This window comes from Streptomyces sp. NPDC053755 (assembly GCF_040677675.1).
In the GTDB taxonomy this organism is placed as follows: domain Bacteria; phylum Actinomycetota; class Actinomycetes; order Streptomycetales; family Streptomycetaceae; genus Streptomyces.
This window is the reverse complement of the sequence record NZ_JBFASK010000017.1, coordinates 134780-153686: the sequence shown is the minus strand read 5'-3', so window position 1 is coordinate 153686 and position 18907 is coordinate 134780. Positions and strand designations below refer to the sequence as shown.

15 protein-coding genes, 1 tRNA gene and 1 pseudogene are annotated in these 18907 nt (G+C 72.3%); 7 read left to right on the top strand and 10 right to left on the bottom strand.

Translation table 11 applies throughout. The features are described from left to right. Window positions 1–109: 109 nt before the first annotated feature. Window positions 110–1264, bottom strand: coding sequence for a glycosyltransferase (locus AB0K65_RS18500; protein WP_365717692.1), 1155 nt, complete (start codon window positions 1262–1264; stop codon window positions 110–112). Between the two features lie 265 nt (window positions 1265–1529). On the opposite strand from AB0K65_RS18500, the gene AB0K65_RS18495 reads away from it, so the two are divergent. Then, window positions 1530–2639 (top strand): hypothetical protein, encoded by a 1110-nt coding sequence (locus AB0K65_RS18495; protein WP_365717690.1) that lies wholly within the window; start codon window positions 1530–1532, stop codon window positions 2637–2639. A gap of 160 nt (window positions 2640–2799) precedes the next feature. On the opposite strand, the gene AB0K65_RS18490 is transcribed toward AB0K65_RS18495, so the two are convergent. Beyond that, a complete protein-coding gene (locus AB0K65_RS18490; protein WP_365717707.1) occupies window positions 2800–4293 on the bottom strand; it encodes an MFS transporter in 1494 nt (497 codons plus the stop codon). 188 nt (window positions 4294–4481) lie between these two features. Between AB0K65_RS18490 and AB0K65_RS18485 the strand changes: the two genes are divergently transcribed. After that, the gene (locus AB0K65_RS18485) at window positions 4482–5444 is read left to right on the top strand and encodes a YafY family protein (RefSeq protein ID WP_365717688.1); all 963 of its coding nucleotides are present in this window, start codon (window positions 4482–4484) and stop codon (window positions 5442–5444) included. Window positions 5445–5493: 49 nt separating this feature from the next. Here the strand turns inward: AB0K65_RS18485 and AB0K65_RS18480 are convergent, their stop codons facing one another. After that, entirely contained in the window at window positions 5494–6495 is a 1002-nt protein-coding gene (locus tag AB0K65_RS18480; RefSeq protein ID WP_365717686.1) for a sigma-70 family RNA polymerase sigma factor, read from the bottom strand. A 564-nt stretch (window positions 6496–7059) separates the two neighbouring features. Between AB0K65_RS18480 and AB0K65_RS18475 the strand changes: the two genes are divergently transcribed. After that, window positions 7060–8067 carry a questin oxidase family protein gene (locus AB0K65_RS18475; protein WP_365717684.1) on the top strand — a complete coding sequence of 336 codons (1008 nt, stop codon included), beginning with the start codon at window positions 7060–7062 and terminating at the stop codon, window positions 8065–8067. 48 nt (window positions 8068–8115) lie between these two features. Here the strand turns inward: AB0K65_RS18475 and AB0K65_RS18470 are convergent, their stop codons facing one another. Continuing rightward, window positions 8116–8904 carry a class III extradiol ring-cleavage dioxygenase gene (locus AB0K65_RS18470; protein WP_365717682.1) on the bottom strand — a complete coding sequence of 263 codons (789 nt, stop codon included), beginning with the start codon at window positions 8902–8904 and terminating at the stop codon, window positions 8116–8118. 102 nt (window positions 8905–9006) lie between these two features. On the opposite strand from AB0K65_RS18470, the gene AB0K65_RS18465 reads away from it, so the two are divergent. Continuing rightward, on the top strand, window positions 9007–9519 hold the full coding sequence (locus AB0K65_RS18465) for a MarR family transcriptional regulator (protein ID WP_365717680.1): 513 nt from the start codon (window positions 9007–9009) through the stop codon (window positions 9517–9519). Window positions 9520–9673: 154 nt separating this feature from the next. Here the strand turns inward: AB0K65_RS18465 and AB0K65_RS18460 are convergent, their stop codons facing one another. Next, window positions 9674–11203 (bottom strand): MFS transporter, encoded by a 1530-nt coding sequence (locus AB0K65_RS18460; protein WP_365717678.1) that lies wholly within the window; start codon window positions 11201–11203, stop codon window positions 9674–9676. A 167-nt stretch (window positions 11204–11370) separates the two neighbouring features. Then, window positions 11371–12036, bottom strand: a complete 666-nt coding sequence (locus AB0K65_RS18455) for a TetR/AcrR family transcriptional regulator (RefSeq protein ID WP_365717676.1) — start codon at window positions 12034–12036, stop codon at window positions 11371–11373. 300 nt (window positions 12037–12336) lie between these two features. On the opposite strand from AB0K65_RS18455, the gene AB0K65_RS18450 reads away from it, so the two are divergent. Then, complete coding sequence (locus tag AB0K65_RS18450; RefSeq protein ID WP_365717674.1) at window positions 12337–13608, top strand: M6 family metalloprotease domain-containing protein; 1272 nt, start codon at window positions 12337–12339, stop codon at window positions 13606–13608. A gap of 49 nt (window positions 13609–13657) precedes the next feature. On the opposite strand, the gene AB0K65_RS18445 is transcribed toward AB0K65_RS18450, so the two are convergent. Then, window positions 13658–15259 (bottom strand): class I adenylate-forming enzyme family protein, encoded by a 1602-nt coding sequence (locus AB0K65_RS18445; RefSeq protein ID WP_365717704.1) that lies wholly within the window; start codon window positions 15257–15259, stop codon window positions 13658–13660. A gap of 343 nt (window positions 15260–15602) precedes the next feature. Here AB0K65_RS18445 and AB0K65_RS18440 point away from each other — a divergent pair. Both AB0K65_RS18440 and AB0K65_RS18435 read left to right on the top strand, forming a co-directional pair. Then, window positions 15603–15675, top strand: a tRNA-Arg gene (locus AB0K65_RS18440). A gap of 472 nt (window positions 15676–16147) precedes the next feature. Continuing rightward, the gene (locus AB0K65_RS18435; protein ID WP_365717672.1) at window positions 16148–16543 is read left to right on the top strand and encodes a DUF393 domain-containing protein; all 396 of its coding nucleotides are present in this window, start codon (window positions 16148–16150) and stop codon (window positions 16541–16543) included. A 3-nt stretch (window positions 16544–16546) separates the two neighbouring features. Here the strand turns inward: AB0K65_RS18435 and AB0K65_RS18430 are convergent, their stop codons facing one another. From AB0K65_RS18430 to AB0K65_RS18420, 3 genes and pseudogenes are all read right to left on the bottom strand, one after another. Then, window positions 16547–17713 carry an HTTM domain-containing protein gene (locus AB0K65_RS18430; RefSeq protein ID WP_365717670.1) on the bottom strand — a complete coding sequence of 389 codons (1167 nt, stop codon included), beginning with the start codon at window positions 17711–17713 and terminating at the stop codon, window positions 16547–16549. Continuing rightward, entirely contained in the window at window positions 17700–18230 is a 531-nt protein-coding gene (locus AB0K65_RS18425; RefSeq protein ID WP_365717668.1) for a DUF5819 family protein, read from the bottom strand. The genes AB0K65_RS18430 and AB0K65_RS18425 overlap by 14 nt, the downstream gene beginning before the upstream one ends. A gap of 311 nt (window positions 18231–18541) precedes the next feature. After that, window positions 18542–18907 (bottom strand): annotated as a pseudogene (locus AB0K65_RS18420) (hypothetical protein); the annotation flags it as partial.

Genomic DNA, 18907 nt, shown 5'->3' with positions numbered 1-18907 from the left:
GACGGCGGAGTGCTCACCGACGCCTACACCCGCGTCCTGACCACCCACGGCCGCCTCCGTCCCCGCGTGCCCCTCCGCCTCCGTCCCCGCGTGCCCCTCCGCCTCCGCTTCAGCTTGCGCTTCCGCTTCCGCTTCCGCTTCCGGGGACGGGGGCCGGGGCCGTCGCGGCGGTGCTCACGGCGGCGGCCGCGTGGGGGATGGAGGAGAGCCGGCGGACCGCGAACTCGCGGTTGGTGCGGGTCTGCTCCCGGTACGCCTCGGGGAGGTCCGGCATCGCGAGCAGCCGGTCGCAGGCGGCCAGCGAGCCCGCGGTGTCCCCGGCCCAGTACGCGGTGATCGAGTACTCGAACAGCAGACCCCAGCGGTAGATCCATGGCTGGAGGAACAGCAGGTCGTCCGGTGGTTCCCGGTCGAGGGCCGCGGTGACGACGGCATGGGCGCTGTGGTGGCGGCCCATGCGCCGGAGCCGCGAGGCCAGCTCGTAACAGGCTTCGAGGCGCTGCGGGCGGGCCTCCCAGGCGCGCGACAGGGTGTCCATCGCCGACGGCCAGTCACCGGAGTCGGCCTTCAGGATCCCGGCCTGGAGCAGTGCGTAGGAGACCTCCTCGTCCCAGCCGCCCATGCGGGCCCGGCGCTCGTAGAGGTCGATGGCCTCGGCGGCGCGGCCGAGGTCGCGCATGGTTTGGGCGAGGTAGAAGACCGTGCGGGTGTCGGTGGGGTTCCGGTCGAGCTCGGCGCTCAGCAGCCGGGCGTCGCGCTCGAACTTGTCGTGCCGTGAGCCGCCGTCGGCGAAGTCCTTGATGACGAGCGCGTCCAGGTTCTCGCTGACGTGGTCCCGGTCCGCGGTGATGTACTCGTGGGTGACTCCCTCGTACCGCCACGGCATGTCGCCTCTGACCAGGCGTTTGATGCGGTACTCCAGCGGTCCGGCGTGCCGCAGCAGATACGCGTCGGCGGTGAGCGCAGGCAGGGACCCGGCCCGCTCGACGACCAGGTCGGCGTCGAGGAGCAGCAGGTAGTCGGCCCGGCCCCGGGCATGCCGGATGTTCAGGCTCCGGTTGTGCCCGAAGTTCACCCACGGCTCCTCGCGCAGCTCACCGGGGATGCCGTCGAGCGCGTGGCGGATCAGCTGCTGGGTGCCGTCCGTCGAGCCGGTGTCGGAGACGACCCAGGTGTCCACCAGGTCACGGACGGAGGCGAGACATCGCTCGATGACGCGCGCCTCGTTCTTGACGATCATGCACAGGCAGATCGACGGCTTCACGGCAACACGGCTCCGGGGGGACGGGGACGGACGACCTCATGACCGGGTGACCTTACGAACGCGGCACGAGCGCCCTGACACGGCACGCCGGAAGAAGCAGCGGCGTTCGCCCCCGCGCACGCGTCCATTCGGTGCGACGCGTAGGCCAGGGAGTTGATTGGTGCTCAGGACCCTCAAGGGGACCCGAACACGATCCGATGACCCGAAGGGAAGTCCGAACAGACTTCCACCGCATCGCTCGAACCGGTTACGAAGGAGCACATGTATGCGTCCTGATCTCAGGACCCGGTCCTCTCTTGGCCCGCTCGCCCGACGCCGTTCCTGGCTCGCCGGCGGGACCGTCGCCTCGCTCGCCCTCGTGCTCACGAGCATGGCGGCCCCCGCGATCGCCACGCCCCAGCTGCCGACGCAGCCCGCGGGTGTGAACGCGGGTCCGACGACCGAGGAATGCCCGGACGGGCCGCCGCCCCACCACCCGGACGGCCCCCCGCCGCACCACGAGGACGGCCCGCCTCCGCACCACCAGGACGGTCCCCCGCCGCACCACGAGAAGGAGCGGATCCGGGACTACGTCGAAGGGCACCTGAGCAAGTTCCAGCAGCAGGGTCCGCAGCAGGCCCGCACCCTGCACGACGAGTGCAAGGAAGGGAAGCCGGGCCCCACCGGCCCGACGGGTCCGACCGGTCCGCAGGGCCCCAAGGGTGACACCGGCCCGACCGGCCCGCAGGGCCCGACGGGCCCCGGCGGTGGCGGCACGGGCCCGACCGGTCCGCAGGGCCCGCAAGGCCCCCAGGGCCCGGCGGGTCCGGCAGGCGCCGACGGCCAGCAGGGTCCGGCGGGACCGCAGGGCCCCGCGGGTCCGCAGGGCCCGACGGGCCCCGGCGGCGGCGACACGGGCCCGACCGGACCGGCAGGACCGGCGGGACCCGCGGGACCGGCAGGACCGGCAGGACCGGCAGGACCCGCGGGACCGGCGACGTGCCTGGACATCGACGCCAACCGTCTCGAGAACAGCCGCGAGGTCAAGGGCGTGGTCAACAACGGCGACGTCTTCGCCGGCATCCGGGACCTGACGTCCGAACCCACGGAGTTCGTCTGGACCCCGCTGCCCGGCGCGCCTGAGGGCGCCTGCGCCGTCTCCATCGCCGAGCAGGCCAACAACGTCTCGATCGAGGTGCTCACCACCGAGGGAGAGGTGTGGGAGTACCAGTGCGTCGTGGTCCCGGGGAACGAGAACGAGCTCGACTGCTCGGGGGGCTCGTGGGTCGAGCTCACCGCGCCCGGTGGCACGGCGACGACCAACAGCGTCAACCGCTTCCTCGGCAAGACGATCGTCTCCGGCAAGGTGACCCACGCCGCGAGGGCCAAGAAGTGACCTGATCCGGGAGCGTTTCGACCCGGAAGACACCGGAGGGGCGGTGCGCGCCGAATGCGCACCGCCCCTTTCGGCGTCGGGGGACCCGGTCCGTACGTACGATCAGGCCGTCACGACCATCCATCCGACGGGCGGGTACCCGCCTTCCCCCGGCGTACTCCTACCGGCTGAGCGCCGGCTCCTTCGTGGGCTCGTCCGTCGCCGGACCGTCCACCGGCGACCCGTCCATCGGGCCGTCCTCACCGGCCGCCGCCTCCGCGCCCTCGACGTGCTGCCTCGGCTTCGCCGGCAGGGCGAACATCACCAGGAAGATCACGGCGAGCACCGCGACCACCCACCCCAGGGCGTTCTGGAAGGCGTCCGCGAAGGCCGTCCCGATCTCGCCCGGGGCCCGCGCCAGGCGCTCCTCGTCGATCGCGCCGTAGAAGACGACCGACACGAGGCCGAGTCCGAGCGCGTTGCCCATCTGCCCGGTGGTGTTGATGAGACCCGACGCCGAGCCCGCGTGTTCCCGGGGGACGTCCGACAGCACCGCGTCCGTCAGCGGGGCGACGATGAGCCCCATGCCCAGGCCCATGATCACCAGCGGGGCGATCATCTGCCAGGAGTGGATGGAGGTGCCGTACCGCCCGGCCTCCCACAGGTAGAGCAGCACGCCCGCCGCCATCGTCAGCGCGCCCGCCTGGAGCACCTTGCGGCCGAAACGCGGCACCAGCTTCTGCACCGACAGGCCGGCCGCGGTGGAGACGGCGATCGAGAACGGGACACCGGTCAGGCCGGCCTTGAGGGGGCTCCAGCCGAGCCCGATCTGCATGTACAGCGTCCAGACCAGGAAGAAGATGCCCATCACGACACCGAAGGTCAGCTGCACCGCGATACCGGCCGCGAAGCTCTTCACCCGGAACAGGGACAGCTCGACCAGCGGCGAGCCGTCCTTGCGCGTCTTGTACCTCTCGTACGCGACGAGGGCGCCGAACACGACCAGGCTGCCCGCCATGCACAGGTGGCCCCAGAGCGGCCAGTCCAGCTCGCGGCCGCGGGTCAGCGGGTAGATCAGCATCAGCAGCGCGAGCGTGACGAGCAGGACGCCGACCAGGTCCAGCCGGAGCGCCTTGGGCGCCTTGGACTCGATGATGAACTTCCGGCCCAGGATCAGGCCCGCGATGCCGACCGGCAGGTTGATGAGGAAGATCGGCCGCCACTCCAGGCCGAAGAGGTTCCACTGCGTCAGCAGCGCGCCGAGCAGCGGTCCCGAGACGGCACCGAGGCCGATGATCGCGCCGAACAGGCCGAAGACCTTGCCGCGCTCGTGGGCCGGGAAGGTGACGTGGACGATCGACAGGACCTGCGGGACCATCATCGCCGCCGCCGCGCCCTGGAGGAGGCGGGAGGCGACGAGGATCTCCGGGCTCCCCGCCAGTCCGCAGAGCGCGGAGGCGAGGGTGAAGCCCGCGGTGCCGAGGAGGAACAGCCGCTTGCGGCCGTAGATGTCACCGAGGCGGCCTCCGGTGATGAGACCGGCCGCGAACGCGAGGGCGTATCCGGCGGTGATCCACTGGATCGCCCCGAACGAGGCGCCGAGATCGCGCTCGATGCTGGGGATCGCGATGTTGACGATCGTGGCGTCGACCAGGTCCATGAAGGCGGCGGTCATGACGATGGCGAGGGCTATCCAGCGCCTGCGGCCGGTGCCGGGGCCGGGAGTCGTACCGCTGTCGGCGGCGCTGCCGCCGATGTCGCTGCTGCCGGGGCCGGGACCGGTGGCGTCGTGTGAACTCATGGTCCGAAGGTAGCCAGCATGTAGGTCAGTTCATGTCCTAGATGGACGGCATCCTGGGACGCATGACGGATACTCCCGCACGACTGCTGACGCTGCTGTCGCTCCTCCAGACCCCGCGCGAGTGGCCGGGGAGCGAGCTGGCGGAGCGGCTCTCGGTCTCGCCGCGCACGATCCGGCGCGACATCGACCGGCTCCGGGAGCTGGGCTACCCGGTCGAGGCGTCGAAGGGCGCCGTGGGCGGATACCGCCTGGTGGCCGGGGCGGCCCTGCCGCCGCTCGTCCTCGACGACGAGGAGGCGGTGGCGATCGCGGTGGGACTGCGAGCGGGAGCGGGCCACGCGATCGAAGGGGTGGAGGAGGCCTCGGTGCGTGCCCTGGCCAAGCTGGAGCAGGTGCTTCCGTCGCGGCTGCGGCACCGGGTCTCCACGTTGCAGAACGCGACGATCCCGCTGACCCGGGGGGACGGGGCCACGGTCGCGCCGTCCACGCTGACGGCCCTGGCGGGGGCGGTGACCGGGCAGGAGAAGATGCGCTTCGGCTACCGCGCCGGGGACGGCACGGAGACGAAGCGGCTGGTGGAGCCGTACCGGCTGGTGTCGACCGGGCGGCGGTGGTACCTCGTGGCGTACGACCTCGGGCGCGAGGACTGGCGGACGTTCCGCGTCGACCGGGTGACGGACCCGTTCGCCACCGGCGCCCGGTTCGCGCCGCGCGAGCTGCCGGCGGGGGGCGCGGTGGAGTACATGACCCGCTCCATGGGCCGGGCCCACGCCCAGCCGGAACTCGCGCTGGAGGTCGACTTCGCCGCCCCGGCCTCGTTCGTGGCCGCGCGGCTGCCGGCCCATCTGCCCCCCACGCCGACGGGCCCGGACTCCTGCACACTGCGCGCCCGCTGCACGGACTCGGTCGAGTGGGTCGCCGTCCGCCTCGCCCTGGTCGACTGCGACTTCACGATCCTCGCGCCGGACCCGCTGATCGCGTACGTACGGGACCTGACGGGCCGTCTGGGCGCGTCGGTGCGCTGACGCCCGACCACCGCGCCGAAGCCCGGCTCGGCGCGGGGCGCCCCGTCCGTCACGCCACCGCGTCGAAGCCGGTGTCGCGGGCCATCTTCTTCAGTTCGAGCAGGGCGTGCTTCTCGATCTGCCGGATCCGCTCACGCGTCAGGCCGTGCTCCTTGCCGACCTCCGTCAGGGTCCGTTCGCGGCCGTCCTCGATGCCGTACCGCATGCGGATGATCGAGGCCGTGCGGTGGTCGAGCTTGTCGATCAGGTCGTCCAGCTCCTCGCTGCGCAGCAGGGTGAGCACCGACTGTTCCGGCGAGATCGCCGAGGTGTCCTCGAGGAGGTCGCCGAACTGCGTCTCGCCCTCGTCGTCCACCGACATGTTGAGCGAGACCGGGTCACGCGCCCAGTCCATGACGTCCACGACACGCGCCGGCGTCGAGCCGAGCTCCGCCGCGATCTCCGCGGGCTCCGGCTCACGGCCGTTCTCGCGGTTGAACTCGCGCTGCACGCGACGGATCCGCCCGAGCTCCTCCACGAGGTGCACGGGCAGCCGGATCGTGCGCGACTGGTCGGCTATGGAGCGGGTGATGGCCTGGCGGATCCACCAGGTGGCGTACGTGGAGAACTTGAAGCCCTTGGCGTAGTCGAACTTCTCGACCGCGCGCACCAGGCCCGCGTTCCCCTCCTGGATCAGGTCGAGCAGCGGCAGCCCGCTGCGGGGATAGCGTCGGGCGACGGCGACGACGAGGCGCAGGTTGGACTTGATGAAGAGGTCCTTGGCGCGCTCGCCCGCGGCGACCAGCGCCTCGAGCTCCTCACGGGACGCTCCGCCCGCCTCGCTCTCCACCTCGCCTTCGAGGATCTGCCGGGCGTACACGCCCGCCTCGATGTCCTGGGAGAGCTCGACCTCCTTGGCGGCGTCGAGCAGGGGGGTGCGCGCGATCTCGTCGAGGTACATGCCGACCAGGTCGCGGTCGGCGATCTCCCCGCCCACGGCGCGAACGCTGCTTGCCCTCGAGCTGCTGCCGCTGGAGGCGGACGAACGACGGGCGACGGCACGGGTTGCCATGCGTGCTCCCTTGCTGAGTAGGTCGCGACACCCTTGCGGGTGCCCTGCATCCGACGGAAACAACGACTGGAATCAGGACAGAATTCCCACGCGGCACATCGATTTTCGCGATCATGCAGTACCCTGTCCGGCCACCGAGGGCCACGCCCGCTGGCGCGGAGCGCGGAAGCGCAGGTCAGAGGGGGCGTGAAGCCCGGCACGCGCGCCCCCTGCCGGGCCTCTCCCCTCGTCCTGGGCGCTCCCCCGGTAAGGACGGCGTGCGGCGCCACCCGGTTGCTCGCACTGTCCGGAAAAGACCGAAAGACCGGAAAGCCCGCGCACCGGAAGGCTCGCGCCCCGGAAGGTCGCCGTCCTCACCCGCAGGCCGGCGTCCCCGCCCGGACCGGGACCCCGCACCCGGGTGAGGGGCCCCGCACCCGGCTCGGGACACCGACGCCCGGGCCCGCGTCGCCGGACCTACGCCCCGGCCTACGCCGTGAGCCCCACCGGCCTACGCCGCGAGCCCCGCCGGTCTAGGTCCCGAGGCCGTTACGGACCGCCTCGCCGCGCGCCTACGGTCTCGGCATGACCGATACCACCGGCACCCTCGACGAAGCCCTCCAGCGCCTCCACGCCAGCGGCCCCGAGCGCGGAGGATGGCTCTCCAACCACGCCCCGATGGCCGTGGAGGCGCTCGTGCGCCACGGCCATGCCCCGGTCGTCCACCGCTGGCTGGACCGCTACCGCGCCAAGCTGGAGGACATGCCCGCGCCCCACTCCCCCGTCACCCCGGCGAACTGGCGCGAGGCGCTAGGCGACCCGGCGCGGATCGCGGACTGGGCGCGGTTCTTCGAGCGGGAGGTCACCGAGCGGCCCTGGCGGGAGGTGCTCGCCACCTGGTGGCCGCGGCTCCTGCCCGGCATCGCGGGCGGGGCCACCCATCCCGTGATCCGCACCGGCCATGCCGTACGCACGCTGCTGACGTCGGAGGAGACGGCGCCGCGCCGGGCCGAACTGGCCCACGCCCTCGGCTACTGGGCGGCCCGCCACCAGCCGCTGCCGCCCCTGCGGGATCTCGGCCCCGCGCTCACGGCGGCGGCCGCGCTCGACGCCGTGCCGCCCGTACCGGAGCAGGAGGGCGGCATCCGCGCCCGGCTCGCCCAGCTGACCGCGGTCCCCCGGTGGGGAGGCGCGCCGGACCCCGAGGCCGCGCTTGCCCTGCTCACCGAGCTGGTCACGGCCGCGACCCACCGCTACGCCACCCACGGCCACGGCGAGCCGGTCATGCTGGTCCACGCGGCGACCGCGCCCAACGCGGTCCTGCGCACCCTGCCCGCGCTCCCCCGCGCGCTGTGGGCGTCGAGCGTCGCCGCCGCCTGGTCGGCCTCGGCGGCGGTCACCGCCGCGTACACACCGTCCGAGCCCGTCCCCTACCGGGCGGTCCCGTTGATCGCGGAAGAGGTCTTCGAGCGAGCGGCCGCACACGGCGACGACCACACGATCAAGTTCACCGACACGGCCCTGGACGTCGGCGACCCGCAAGCGCTGGCGGCCGCCGCCCGCTCGATCGCGCTCAACCCGCCGGCCTTCTGACGGGTCCGCCCCGACGGCCCGGCGGGCCGGACGGGCCGGACGGGTCGCCTAGCCGAACTGCACCGAGCGCTTCGCGAGCCCCATCCAGAACCCGTCGATCACGCTCCGGCCGCCGTCCAGGTCTCCCCCCGCCTCCGCCGCGCCGAGCGTGACGAAAAGCGGCGCGAAGTGTTCCGTACGGGGGTGGGCGAGCCGGCCGGCGGGCGAGGTGTGGACGAAGTCCAGGAGCGTGTCGACGTCCCTGGCCTCCAGGGCCCGGCGCCCCCAGTCGTCGAACTCCGCCGACCAGCCCGGCACGCCCCCGCCCGTGTGCCGGAGCGCCGCCAGGTTGTGGGTGAAGAAGCCGCTGCCCACGATGAGCACCCCCTCGTCGCGCAGGGGGGCGAGCTTGCGCCCGATGTCCATCAGCCTGCGCGGGTCGAGGGTGGGCATGGAGATCTGGAGCACCGGCACGTCGGCGGCGGGGAACATCTCCACCAGCGGTACGTACGCGCCGTGGTCGAGGCCCCGGTCGGGGATGTCCTGCACCGGGGTGCCGGGGCCGCGCAGGAGCTTGCGGACGGACGCGGCGAGCTCCGGCGCGCCGGGGGCGGGGTAGCGCACGCGGTAGTAGTGCTCGGGGAAGCCCCAGAAGTCGTGGACGAGCGGCACGGTCTCGATGGCACCGAGGGCGAGCGGCGCCTCCTCCCAGTGCGCGGAGACCACCAGGATCGCCTTCGGCCGGGGCAGCGCGGCGGACCAGGCGGCGAGTTCGCCGGTCCAGACGGGGTCGTCGGCGAGCGGCGGCGCGCCGTGCGAGAGGTAGAGGGCGGGCATCCGTTCCGGCGTGGCGTCCATGACGACCGCCTCCCAAGGTCCTTTAAGTTTCAAGCTCACCTGACATGACGAGCTTAGCGCCGATGTAGTTCAACTTTCAAGGATGGGTCGTAGGCTGGAACCATGAACACGGCACCGAAGGTCACGGCGACCGAACCTCGCTGGCTCAGCGACGAGGAACAGCACGTATGGCGCGCGTACCTCCACGCCACCACCCTCCTCGAGGACCACCTCGACCGCCAGCTCCAGCGTGACGCCGGGATGCCGCACGTCTATTACGGCCTCCTCGTCCAGCTCTCCCAGGCGCCCCGGCGGCGGCTGCGGATGACCGAGCTGGCCAAGGGCGCCAAGATCACCCGCTCCCGGCTCTCGCACGCCGTCTCCCGCCTGGAGAAGAACGGCTGGGTGCTCCGGGAGGACTGCCCCTCCGACAAGCGCGGCCAGTTCGCGTACCTCACGGACGAGGGCTTCGCCGTCCTGGAGCGGTCCGCGCCGGGCCATGTCGCCGCCGTGCGCCAGGCGATGTTCGACCGGCTCACCCCCGAGCAGGTGGAGCAGCTCGGCGTGATCATGAAGGTGATGGCCGAGGGCCTCCAGCCGGCGGACCCGGACGCGGATCTGCCCTGGCTCCGCTGACGCGGAACCAGGGCAGAGGGAGCCGGGGCCGGGGAAGCCACGACAGGGGGGGTCGGCATCGGCAGCCGGGGCCGAGGAAGCCACGGCGGAGGGTCCCGGCACCGGCAGTCCGGGCTCTAGGAGACGGGAGCCCGCCAGGGCCTTCGCAGACCGGTCAGTGCATGACGACCGGGATCTTCACCTCGTCCTGCGCCCCGTCGGCGGACCCGGTGCCGGCGTCCGCGCCGGAGCCGGCCGGGGCCGACATCCGCGGCTTGCCCGTGTTGATGAGGGTGACGGCGATCGCGGCCGAGACGACCAGGATGCCGACCGCCCACCAGATGGCCGCCGCGTAGCCCTCGACCATGCCCTGGAGCTGGAGCAGCTTCTGGGCGGCCGGGGTGGTCGCACCGGCCGCGTGGTCGGCGAGGAACGCGGTCGTCGCCGAGGCGGCGATGGTGTTGAGCAGCGCCGTACCGATGGCGCCGCCGACCTGCTGCGAGGTGTTGACCATCGCGGAGGCCACACCGGCGTCCCGCGGGTCCACGCCGTGCGTCGCCAGCGACATCGCCGGCATGAAGGCCGTACCCATGCCGAGGCCGAGCAGCAGCTGGGCCGGCAGGATCAGGCCGGCGTACGAGGTGCCGATCTCCAGCTGCGTCAGCAGCAGCATGCCGACGGCAGCCGTGAGGAAGCCGGGGCCCATCAGCCAGCGCGGGGGGACCCGCGTCATCAGCCGCGTACCGATCTGCGTGGAACCGACGATCATGCCCGCGATCATCGGGAGGAACGCGAAGCCCGTCTTGACCGGCGAGTACCCCTTCACGATCTGGAGGTAGTACGTCAGGAACAGGAACAGGCCGAACATCGCGATGACGGCGAGGCCGAGGGAGAGGTAGACACCGCCGCGGTTGCGCTCGGTCAGGACGCGCAGGGGAAGCAGCGGGGACTTGACCTTCGCCTCGGTGAGGACGAACGCGGCGAGCAGCACGGCCGAGCCGACGAAGAGGCCGATCGTGGTGGTGTCGGACCAGCCCTCGGACTCGGCGCGGGTGAAGCCGTAGACGAGCGCGACCAGGCCCAGCGTGGACAGGACGACGCCCGGGATGTCGAGCGGCGAGCGGTTGCGGCCGCCGGCCGGCTCGCGGATCACGAAGTACGCGCCCACGGCGGCGACGATGGCGAAGGGGATGTTGACGAAGAAGGTCCAGCGCCAGTTCAGGTACTCGGTGAGGAAACCGCCGAGGATCAGACCCACGGCGCCGCCGCCACCGGCGATCGCGCCGTAGATGCCGAAGGCCTTGGCGCGCTCCTTGGCGTCGGTGAACATCACCGCGAGCAGCGACAGCGCGGCCGGTGCGAGCAGCGCGCCGAACGCGCCCTGCAGGCCGCGGGCACCGAGCATCATCGCCTCGCCGTTCGCGGCCCCGCCGAGCGCGGAGGCGGCGGCGAAGCCGATCAGGCCGACGACGAAGGTGCGCTTGCGGCCCCACAGGTCGGCGATGCGGCCACCGAAGAGCAGCAGACCGCCGAAGGCGAGGGCGTAGGCCGTGATGACCCACTGCCGGTTGCCGTCCGAGATCCCCAGGTCCTGCTGGGCGGAGGGCAGCGCGATGTTCACGATCGTCGCGTCGAGCACGACCATCAGCTGGGCGAGGGCGATGAAGACCAGCGCTTTCCAGCGCCGGGGATCCGTTTCGGACATGGGGATAGCCACCTCTTGGTGCGTAAAGGAGAAAACGGACGTACTGAGTACGGAGCGGGTGACCGTCGAGAAAGGCCGACGGACGTGCGCAGACAGGCAGGTACGGAACGAGCGGTCGGGCCGGGACGGCGTGGCCCGATCGGGACTACGGGACGGTCAGGGCGGGGTCACGACGCATGAGAGGCGCCCCGCAGATCCTCCAGAGTGGCGGCCGACCCGGGCAGCACGGAGCGCGCGGGCGCTTCCAGGCCGTCCAGGAACAGCTGCAGGTGACGGTGGACGAATCGGTCCATGTTCAGGCAGCCGGTGCCCGGGAGCGGGCGGGTGAGCTGGGAGACGGCCACCAGCAGGTCCCCGACACCGACGTCGGCGCGGAGCCTGCCGGCCTGCCGCGCCCGGTCGACGAGGGTCTCCACGGCCTCCATCAACCGGTCGCGTTCGGCGTGCAGTTCGGGGTGGTCCTGGTCGAAGGTGCCGTCGAGCATCGGGCACAGCGCGCCGATCCGCTCGTCGGCCGCGGCGTGGGTGAAGCGGCGCAGCGCCTCGAAGGTGTCGGCCTCCTCCGTGGCCGCCCGCTCCGCCAGGTCGGTGGTGCGGCACATGACGGAGACGACGACCTCCTGGATGAGGTCCGCGCGGTCGGGGAAGTTCCGGTAGAGCGTGGCGTTGCCGACCCCGGCGCGCCGCGCGATCTCGTCGAGCGGCACCTGGGGGCCGAACTCGACGAACATCTCACGGGCCGCCGCCACGATCCGCTCGCGGTTGCGCAGGGCGTCGGCCCGCGGGCGCGGTGCGCGGCGGACGGTGGGCGCGGTGCCGGCGGTGGTGCTCACGCCACCTCTCCTTCGGAACTTCGGTCGGTCTTCGGTCGGTCTTCGGTCGGACGGCCCGTCGGGCGGTCCGCCGGTCAGCCGACCGGCTGGGGCCGCCATCCGGGGACCAGGTCCCCACTTCGTCGGACACAGGCGTAAACGGGGACGCGCTCCCCGGTTATTTCCGGCCTTCCGTGTGACCTGAGCCACACCTCTCACCCCCGGCGCGAAATCCCACGATCGGGCCACCCGGCGCGCGCCCCCGCGCCCCTCGTCACAGGCTGATCGCACAGCGAGAGCCCGGATCGGAGAGGCGACCGTATGCAGCACACCTGCCGGCGGATATGCAGACCCCTCGCCCTGGCCGCGGCGGCGGCGCTCGCCCTCGCCGCCCTGACCTCGGCCAGCTCGACCCTGCCCGGGCCCGCACCGGCCACGGCGGGCCCCGTGGCCGCCGCGCCCGGGAACTCGCCGCTCGGCCCGTGCCGGATCGCGACGACGCTGGGTGTGCAGATGTCGGAGGGGCTGCCCACCTCCCCCGGATACGCCCGTGCCACCGGGCAGCTGAAGGCCCTCAACCTGATGATCGACTTCCCGGACGCCCCGGGCGAGGGAACCGCCCTGGGGCGCTACCGCGAGTTCTTCCCGCAGACCACCGACTGGTTCCGGGTCAGCTCCTACGGACGGCTCCTCTACCGTCCCGAGACCCCGATACCCGAGTGGCTGCGGATGCCCGAGCCCTTCTCCTCGTACGGGATAGAGCGCGGCTCACCGTACGAGCCGGGCTACCGCTCGCTCGTCGAGGACCTCGTCAAGGTCGCCGACGCGAAGATCGACTTCAGTGCGTACGACCTGGTCAACGTCCTGGTCACCCCGAACGCCGGGCCCTCGGCCCTGGACACCGTCCTGTCCGTCACCTTCTCCGGGAACGACGAGGCGCCCTACGCGGACGGGGTCCCGCTCTCCAACACGTCCTTCGTCTACAGCCGCCAGGACGACGGCTCGGGGACGTACCACCAGACCGGCTACCGCGTGCTGCCGCACGAGAACGGGCACGTCTTCGGCCTTCCCGACCTCTACACCGTGGACGGCGGGGGCACGGTGGGGCACTGGGACATCATGTCCGAGGACTGGGGGGCCAACAACGACCTCCTCGGCTGGCACAAGTGGAAGCTGGGCTGGCTCGACGACGACCAGGTCTCCTGCGCGTCCGGTACGGGCATCCGCGACGTCGTCCTCACCCCGCTGGCCACCACGGGCGGCGCGAAACTGGCCTTCGTGCCGCTCTCCGAGACCTCCGGCTACGCCGTCGAGGTGCGCACCCAGAACGGCAACGACCAGGCGGTCTGCCGTCCGGGCGTCCTGATCTACCGGGTCGAGTCGGACGTGGACACCGGCCACGGGCCGGTCACCGTGTCGGACAGCCGGCAGGACAGCGGCGGCTGCACGCGCCGCCCGAACGTGCACGCGGAGCTGTCGGACGCGACGTACCGCCCGGGCGAGACCTTCACGGACCGGGCCAACGGCATACGGATCACGGTGCTTCAGGAGGACTCCTCCGGTAGCTACCGCGTCCGCGTCACCCGCACCTGACGCCAAGGATCCAAGGAGCCCCCGGCAGGCAGCCCCGGCAGGCGCGCCGTCAGGGAGCGAGCGTCGCCCTCAGCTCCCGCTTGAGAATCTTCCCGGCCGGGTTGCGGGGCAGTGCGGTGTCCCGGACGAGGACGTGGGCGGGCACCTTGAACGCGGCCAGGGACGCGCCGACGTGCGCGCGCAGCTCGTCGGCGGTGACGGTGGCCCCCGGTCGCAGCCGCACCACGGCCGCGACCTCCTCGCCGAGGACCGGATGCGGCAGGCCGAGGACGGCGGCGTCGACGATGTCGGGGTGGTCGTGGAGGACGGCCTCGACCTCGACGCAGTACACGTTCTCGCCGCCGCGGATCACCATGTCCTTGATCCGGTCGACGACGGTGACCCGCCCGTCCCGGACCCGGGCGAGGTCCCCGGTGCGGAACCAGCCGTCCTCGGTGAAGGCCTCGCGGGTCGCCCGCTCGTCCCTCCAGTAGCCCCGGACGAGGGACTGGCCCCGGAGCAGGAGTTCCCCGACGCCGTCGGCGTCGGGGCGGTCGAGCCGCACCTCGACGGCCGGGGCGGGGCGGCCCACGCTGCGCGGGTCCGCGCGGTACTCGGCACCGAAGTTGGCGAGGACGCCGCCACAGGTCTCGGTGAGTCCGTAACCGTTGCGGGGCTCGATCCGCTCGCCGTGGCGGGCGGTGACGCGGGCGACGATCTCGGGCGGGGCGGCGGCGCCGCCGGTGTTGAGCATGGTGAGGCTGTCGAGCGGGTCGCCGGTGCGTTCGGCCAGGTCCAGCAGTTGCAGGGCGGTGGTCGGAACGCCCGCGTAGTGGGTGACGCGGTGCTTCCGGATGAGTTCCAGCGCGTCGGCCGCGTCCCACTTCCGCATCAGGACGAGGGAACCGCCCGCCGCCATGACTGCGTACAGGGACGTGAAGGCGGCCACGTGGAAGAAGGGGAAGGTGGTGAGCGAGACGGGCGCGGGGCCCTGTCCCGGGAGCAGCCCGCGGGCGAGCGCGGAGGCGGCGGCGAAGTACCGCGGATTCGTCGCGGCGCCTGCCTGCGCGAGATGGGTGGCGACGGCGCCCTTGGGCCGGCCGGTGGTGCCGGAGGTGTAGACGATGGTGGCGTCGTGCTCGGGCAGGACGTCGACGAGGGGCGGCCCGAGCAGGGGGTCGGTGTCGGGCACGTACGCCTCGAAACCCTCGGTCGCCTCCCCGTGGAAGACGATCCCGGGGACGCGGTGCTCCCGCGCCCAGCCCCGGACCCTGCCGACCCGCTCACCGTCGACGAGGAGGACTCCGGGCGCGCAGTCGTCCAGGGCGTACGCGAACTCCTCCTCGGTCCACCAGGCGTTGAGGGGAACGGCGACGAGCCCGGCGAGCTGGGCGGCCCAGAAGGCGACCTGCCACTCCGGATGGTTCCGCATGGCGACGACGGCCCGGTCGCCGGGCCGCAGCCCGTAGACATCGACGAACCGCCGGGCCAGTCCGCAGGCGGCGTCGAAGAACTCCCGATAGCCCATCGTCCCGCTCTCGGACACCAGGAACGGCCGGTCTCCGTACGCCCAGGTGACCTCCACGAACTCCCGCAGGGTCCGGGCCCCGTCGACGTACACCCCGCCCTCGACGGCGAACGGAGCCCCTTCCCCGGCCAACCGCGCGGCCACGGCCTCCGCGCTCCGCGCGGCCCGCTCGTCGTCCGGCACGCCCACTTCGCCTCACCCCTAAGCGCTCGCTCACCCGGACCGCCCGACGCTATGCCGCCCCCGGACCGGAATCAACCCCGGCCCCCGACGATCGCACACCCCGGGCACGACTCCCGAAGGGCAAGACTCCCGAAGAGCAAGGGCCCGACGCCGGGCAGGGGGCCCGGCGGACGACGCCGGGCAGGGGCCCGCGGCCGGCACCGGAGCGACCCAGGCAGGGGCCCGCGGCAGGCGCCGGGGCCCGCCGCGTAAACCCCCTCCAGGATCGAGCGCTCCATCCGCTAGGCTGTCCCTGATCACTCACGCCTTCGTAGCTCAGGGGATAGAGCACCGCTCTCCTAAAGCGGGTGTCGCAGGTTCGAATCCTGCCGGGGGCACAGAATCGAAGGGCACCTGGCTACGTCGCCAGGTGCCCTTCGGCGATTGGACCGTCGCCGAGGATCTTCCTGCCGACGCCGGCCTCCCGGTGGGCAGGGGTCCAGTCGTCCAGGAAGTCGTTCCGCCTCAGGAGACTTCCCCCCGGGGCCCGGACACGTGGCCTTCCTGGTCGGCGCCCGCGAAGTGCTCCGGAGGGTGAACAGGGTCCGGGAGCGGCTCGGCCGGACCCGGGATCGGCCACATGCCGCCCGGAAGCGGCCCGCCTGTGCCGTTCCGGGCTGCTCGTCAACGTCGCCGTCGACAGGCCAGGACGATCCCGGGCGTCCGAGGTGCTTCGGGACGAGGAGGCGGGAGATGAGGGCGATCGGACGGGTGAGGGGGTATCCCGACGGCCGTGTTGCCCGCCGTTCGGCTTTTGGCCGCCCCACACTGGAGTTCTGCGACCCAGCCCGTTGGAGGAGAGGGAACCCGATGACAGGCCGGCCTGTGCTGTTGTTCGACGGAGACTGCGGTTTCTGTGGCAGATCGATCGAGGTGCTCCGGCGTACGGTCCGGCCTCGGGTCGACCTCGTCCCCTGGCAGTGCGCCGACCTCGCCGCCCTGGGTGTCACCGAGGACAGGGCCGACCGCGAGGTCCTCTGGATCAGCCCCGCCGGCACGGTGCTCGGTGGGCCGCGCGCCCTGTCCGCCGTGCTGATGAGCGGACGAAGGCGCTGGTGGGGGCTGGGGCTCGTCCTTCGGCTGCCGCCCGTCGCCTGGCCGGCGCGCGGCGTCTACCGCGTGATCGCGAAGAACCGTCATCGCATGCCGGGCGGCACCAGCGCCTGCTCCCTTCCGGCCGCCATGCGAGGTAAGCCGGCGCGTTGAGTCCTACGTCGCGGACGGTTGCGGCGGTACGGCGGCGGTCGCCGCTCCGGCCGGCGCTTCCGCTCCGACCGGCGCTTGCTCTCCCTTACGGCCGGTGCGCCGAAAGGCGCGCCGCCACCGCCGCCCCAGAGCGCGGTAGAAGCGGTCCGGCAGGAACGCGGCGTCGGCGACGATCATCGCGCCGGAGAAGAGCGGCAATCCCATGAGCACCGCGATGTTCACATGCATGCCCAGGAGGATGACCAGGACCGGGTACTTGAACTTTCCGAAGAGGACGAACGGAAAGGCGACCTGCACCAGCACCGTCAGATAGCCGACGACGGCGATCAGTACGTGCTGGCCGGCGATCGTCTCGGACAGCTCCGGCCAGGGCCGGAACAGATCGATGTTCAGGACGTAGTGCAGGGCGGTCCCGTCGCCCCATTTGGCGCCCTGCACCTTGTACAGGCCCGCGCATCCGTAGAGGAAGCAGACCTGGGCCGCGATGACGAACATGCCGCAGTTGTGCAGCACCGTGGTCAGTACGGTGCGGGCATCACCGAGATGGTGCCGGAGATCGCCGCCGCGCCGAGCCGCCGTCTCGGTCCCCGGCGCCGAGAGCCGCTCCCGGCGGGCGTCGAGGGACCAGCGTCGGCCGCACGCGGTCAGGACGAGGTAGACGGCCATGAGGACCATGAGGTTGTCCCCGCCGTCCGCCATGACGATCGCCCTGGCGTGGAAGGAGACCACCACGACCGCGAACAGCACGGACATCGCCCGCGTCCGCCAGCCCAGCGCGAACAGCGCACAGATGCCCAGAGCCGCGGCGTAGCAGACCTCGAAGTACACCCGGCCGTCCGACAGGGTGAGGACGCTGACCCAGCCGCTCTGGTCGAACATCTGCCTGGCCAGTGCGGGTGTCCAAGGGGATCCGGGCCCCCACATCTCGTCGCGATGCGGAAACTCACGGAGCAGGAAGACGAGATAGAGCAGTCCGTATCCGATGCGCAGCACCGCCGCGGCGTACAGGGAGATCGGCCGCTCGGTCACGAGGACGAGGAGCGCGTGGACCCGGTCGTATACGCGCTGGGGGATGCGCGCCGCCGCCCGTGGAACGCGCGCGGCCGTCCGCTCGGCGGTGGGTTCGGACGCGAGGGGCGCCGCGATCGAATCCCGTTCAGTCCGCTGCATGCGAGGCCACCTTCCACCAGGGCAGGTACCGGGTCTCCGCCCGGGTAGGTGTCGCGACGGCAGGGCGTTGCCCGCCCGCCGCACCGGGAGCGGCGATGGGACGGGAGATCACCCTCAGCTGGAGGGAGTCGAAGGTGCGGCCGCGCTGGGCGGCGACGCGGTCCGCCGCGATGTTGCGCAGATACTTCTCGATCATCAGGCCCCGCTCCGAGCGTGCCCGGTTGTCGCCGCCGTGCGTTTTGAGGTACGAGTTCCAGGCCTGGCGCAGCATGTTCTGCGCCGTGTGACTGGGAAAGGCGTTGTGCTTGACGGCCGCGTCGTCCCCGGCACTCAGGTCGATCCAGCCGCTGACCCGCGTGGTGCCGTCCGGCGCTGTCTGCCTGATCCTCGCCGAGATCTGCCGGTTGACGGACTGCGGATTCGGGGCGAAGAGCCGCCAGTTCTGCTCGAACACGGGCCGGACCCAGCCGTTGACCTGTCGGCTGTACGCCTTCGAGACGGAATTCGGAGGCGCCACGTACAGGAACACCATGAGTACATGGCCCAAGGTCACTGCCAGACAGAGGGCCACCACGGCTCCCGTACCGGCGCTCCACGGGCGAGGTGGACCCCCCGGCTCTCCGCGCGTACCGCCCGGTCCCTCGCCGCCCTGCACGGCCGGCTCGTCACCGGTCTGCGGCTGGTCCTTCACCTGTGTCGACTCAGCACCGCTCAGCACGGCCCCACCCGGTCCTTCCGATCCTGACTGCTCGCACGTGTTGCTCCTGCTTCCGCGGGCGGCGCGCGACGGAGTCGAAGACGATCCGGCCGCGCGCCCCCGTCTCACCTTCAGTGCGGGTTGTGCGTCGTGTGTGCGTCGTGCTTGCCGGGCTTGTGGTGGCCGGGCTTCTGCGGCTTGTCGTGGTGCCCTGGCTTCCCCGGCTTGGGGTAGTCGCAGGCGCAGTCGCCGTACCCGCCTACGGCGTGGCCGCTCGCGGCGTCACCGGTGGCGGCGTCGCCCGTGGTCGCGGCGTCACCGGTCGTCGCGGCGTCGCCCGTCGCGGCGTCACCGGTCGTCGCGGCGTCACCCGTCGCGGCATCTCCCGTGGTCGCGGCGTCACCGGTGGCGGCGTCGCCCGTGGTCGCGGCATCTCCCGTGGCGGCGTCACCCGTGGTCGCGGCGTCACCCGTCGTCGCGGCGTCACCCGTCGTCGC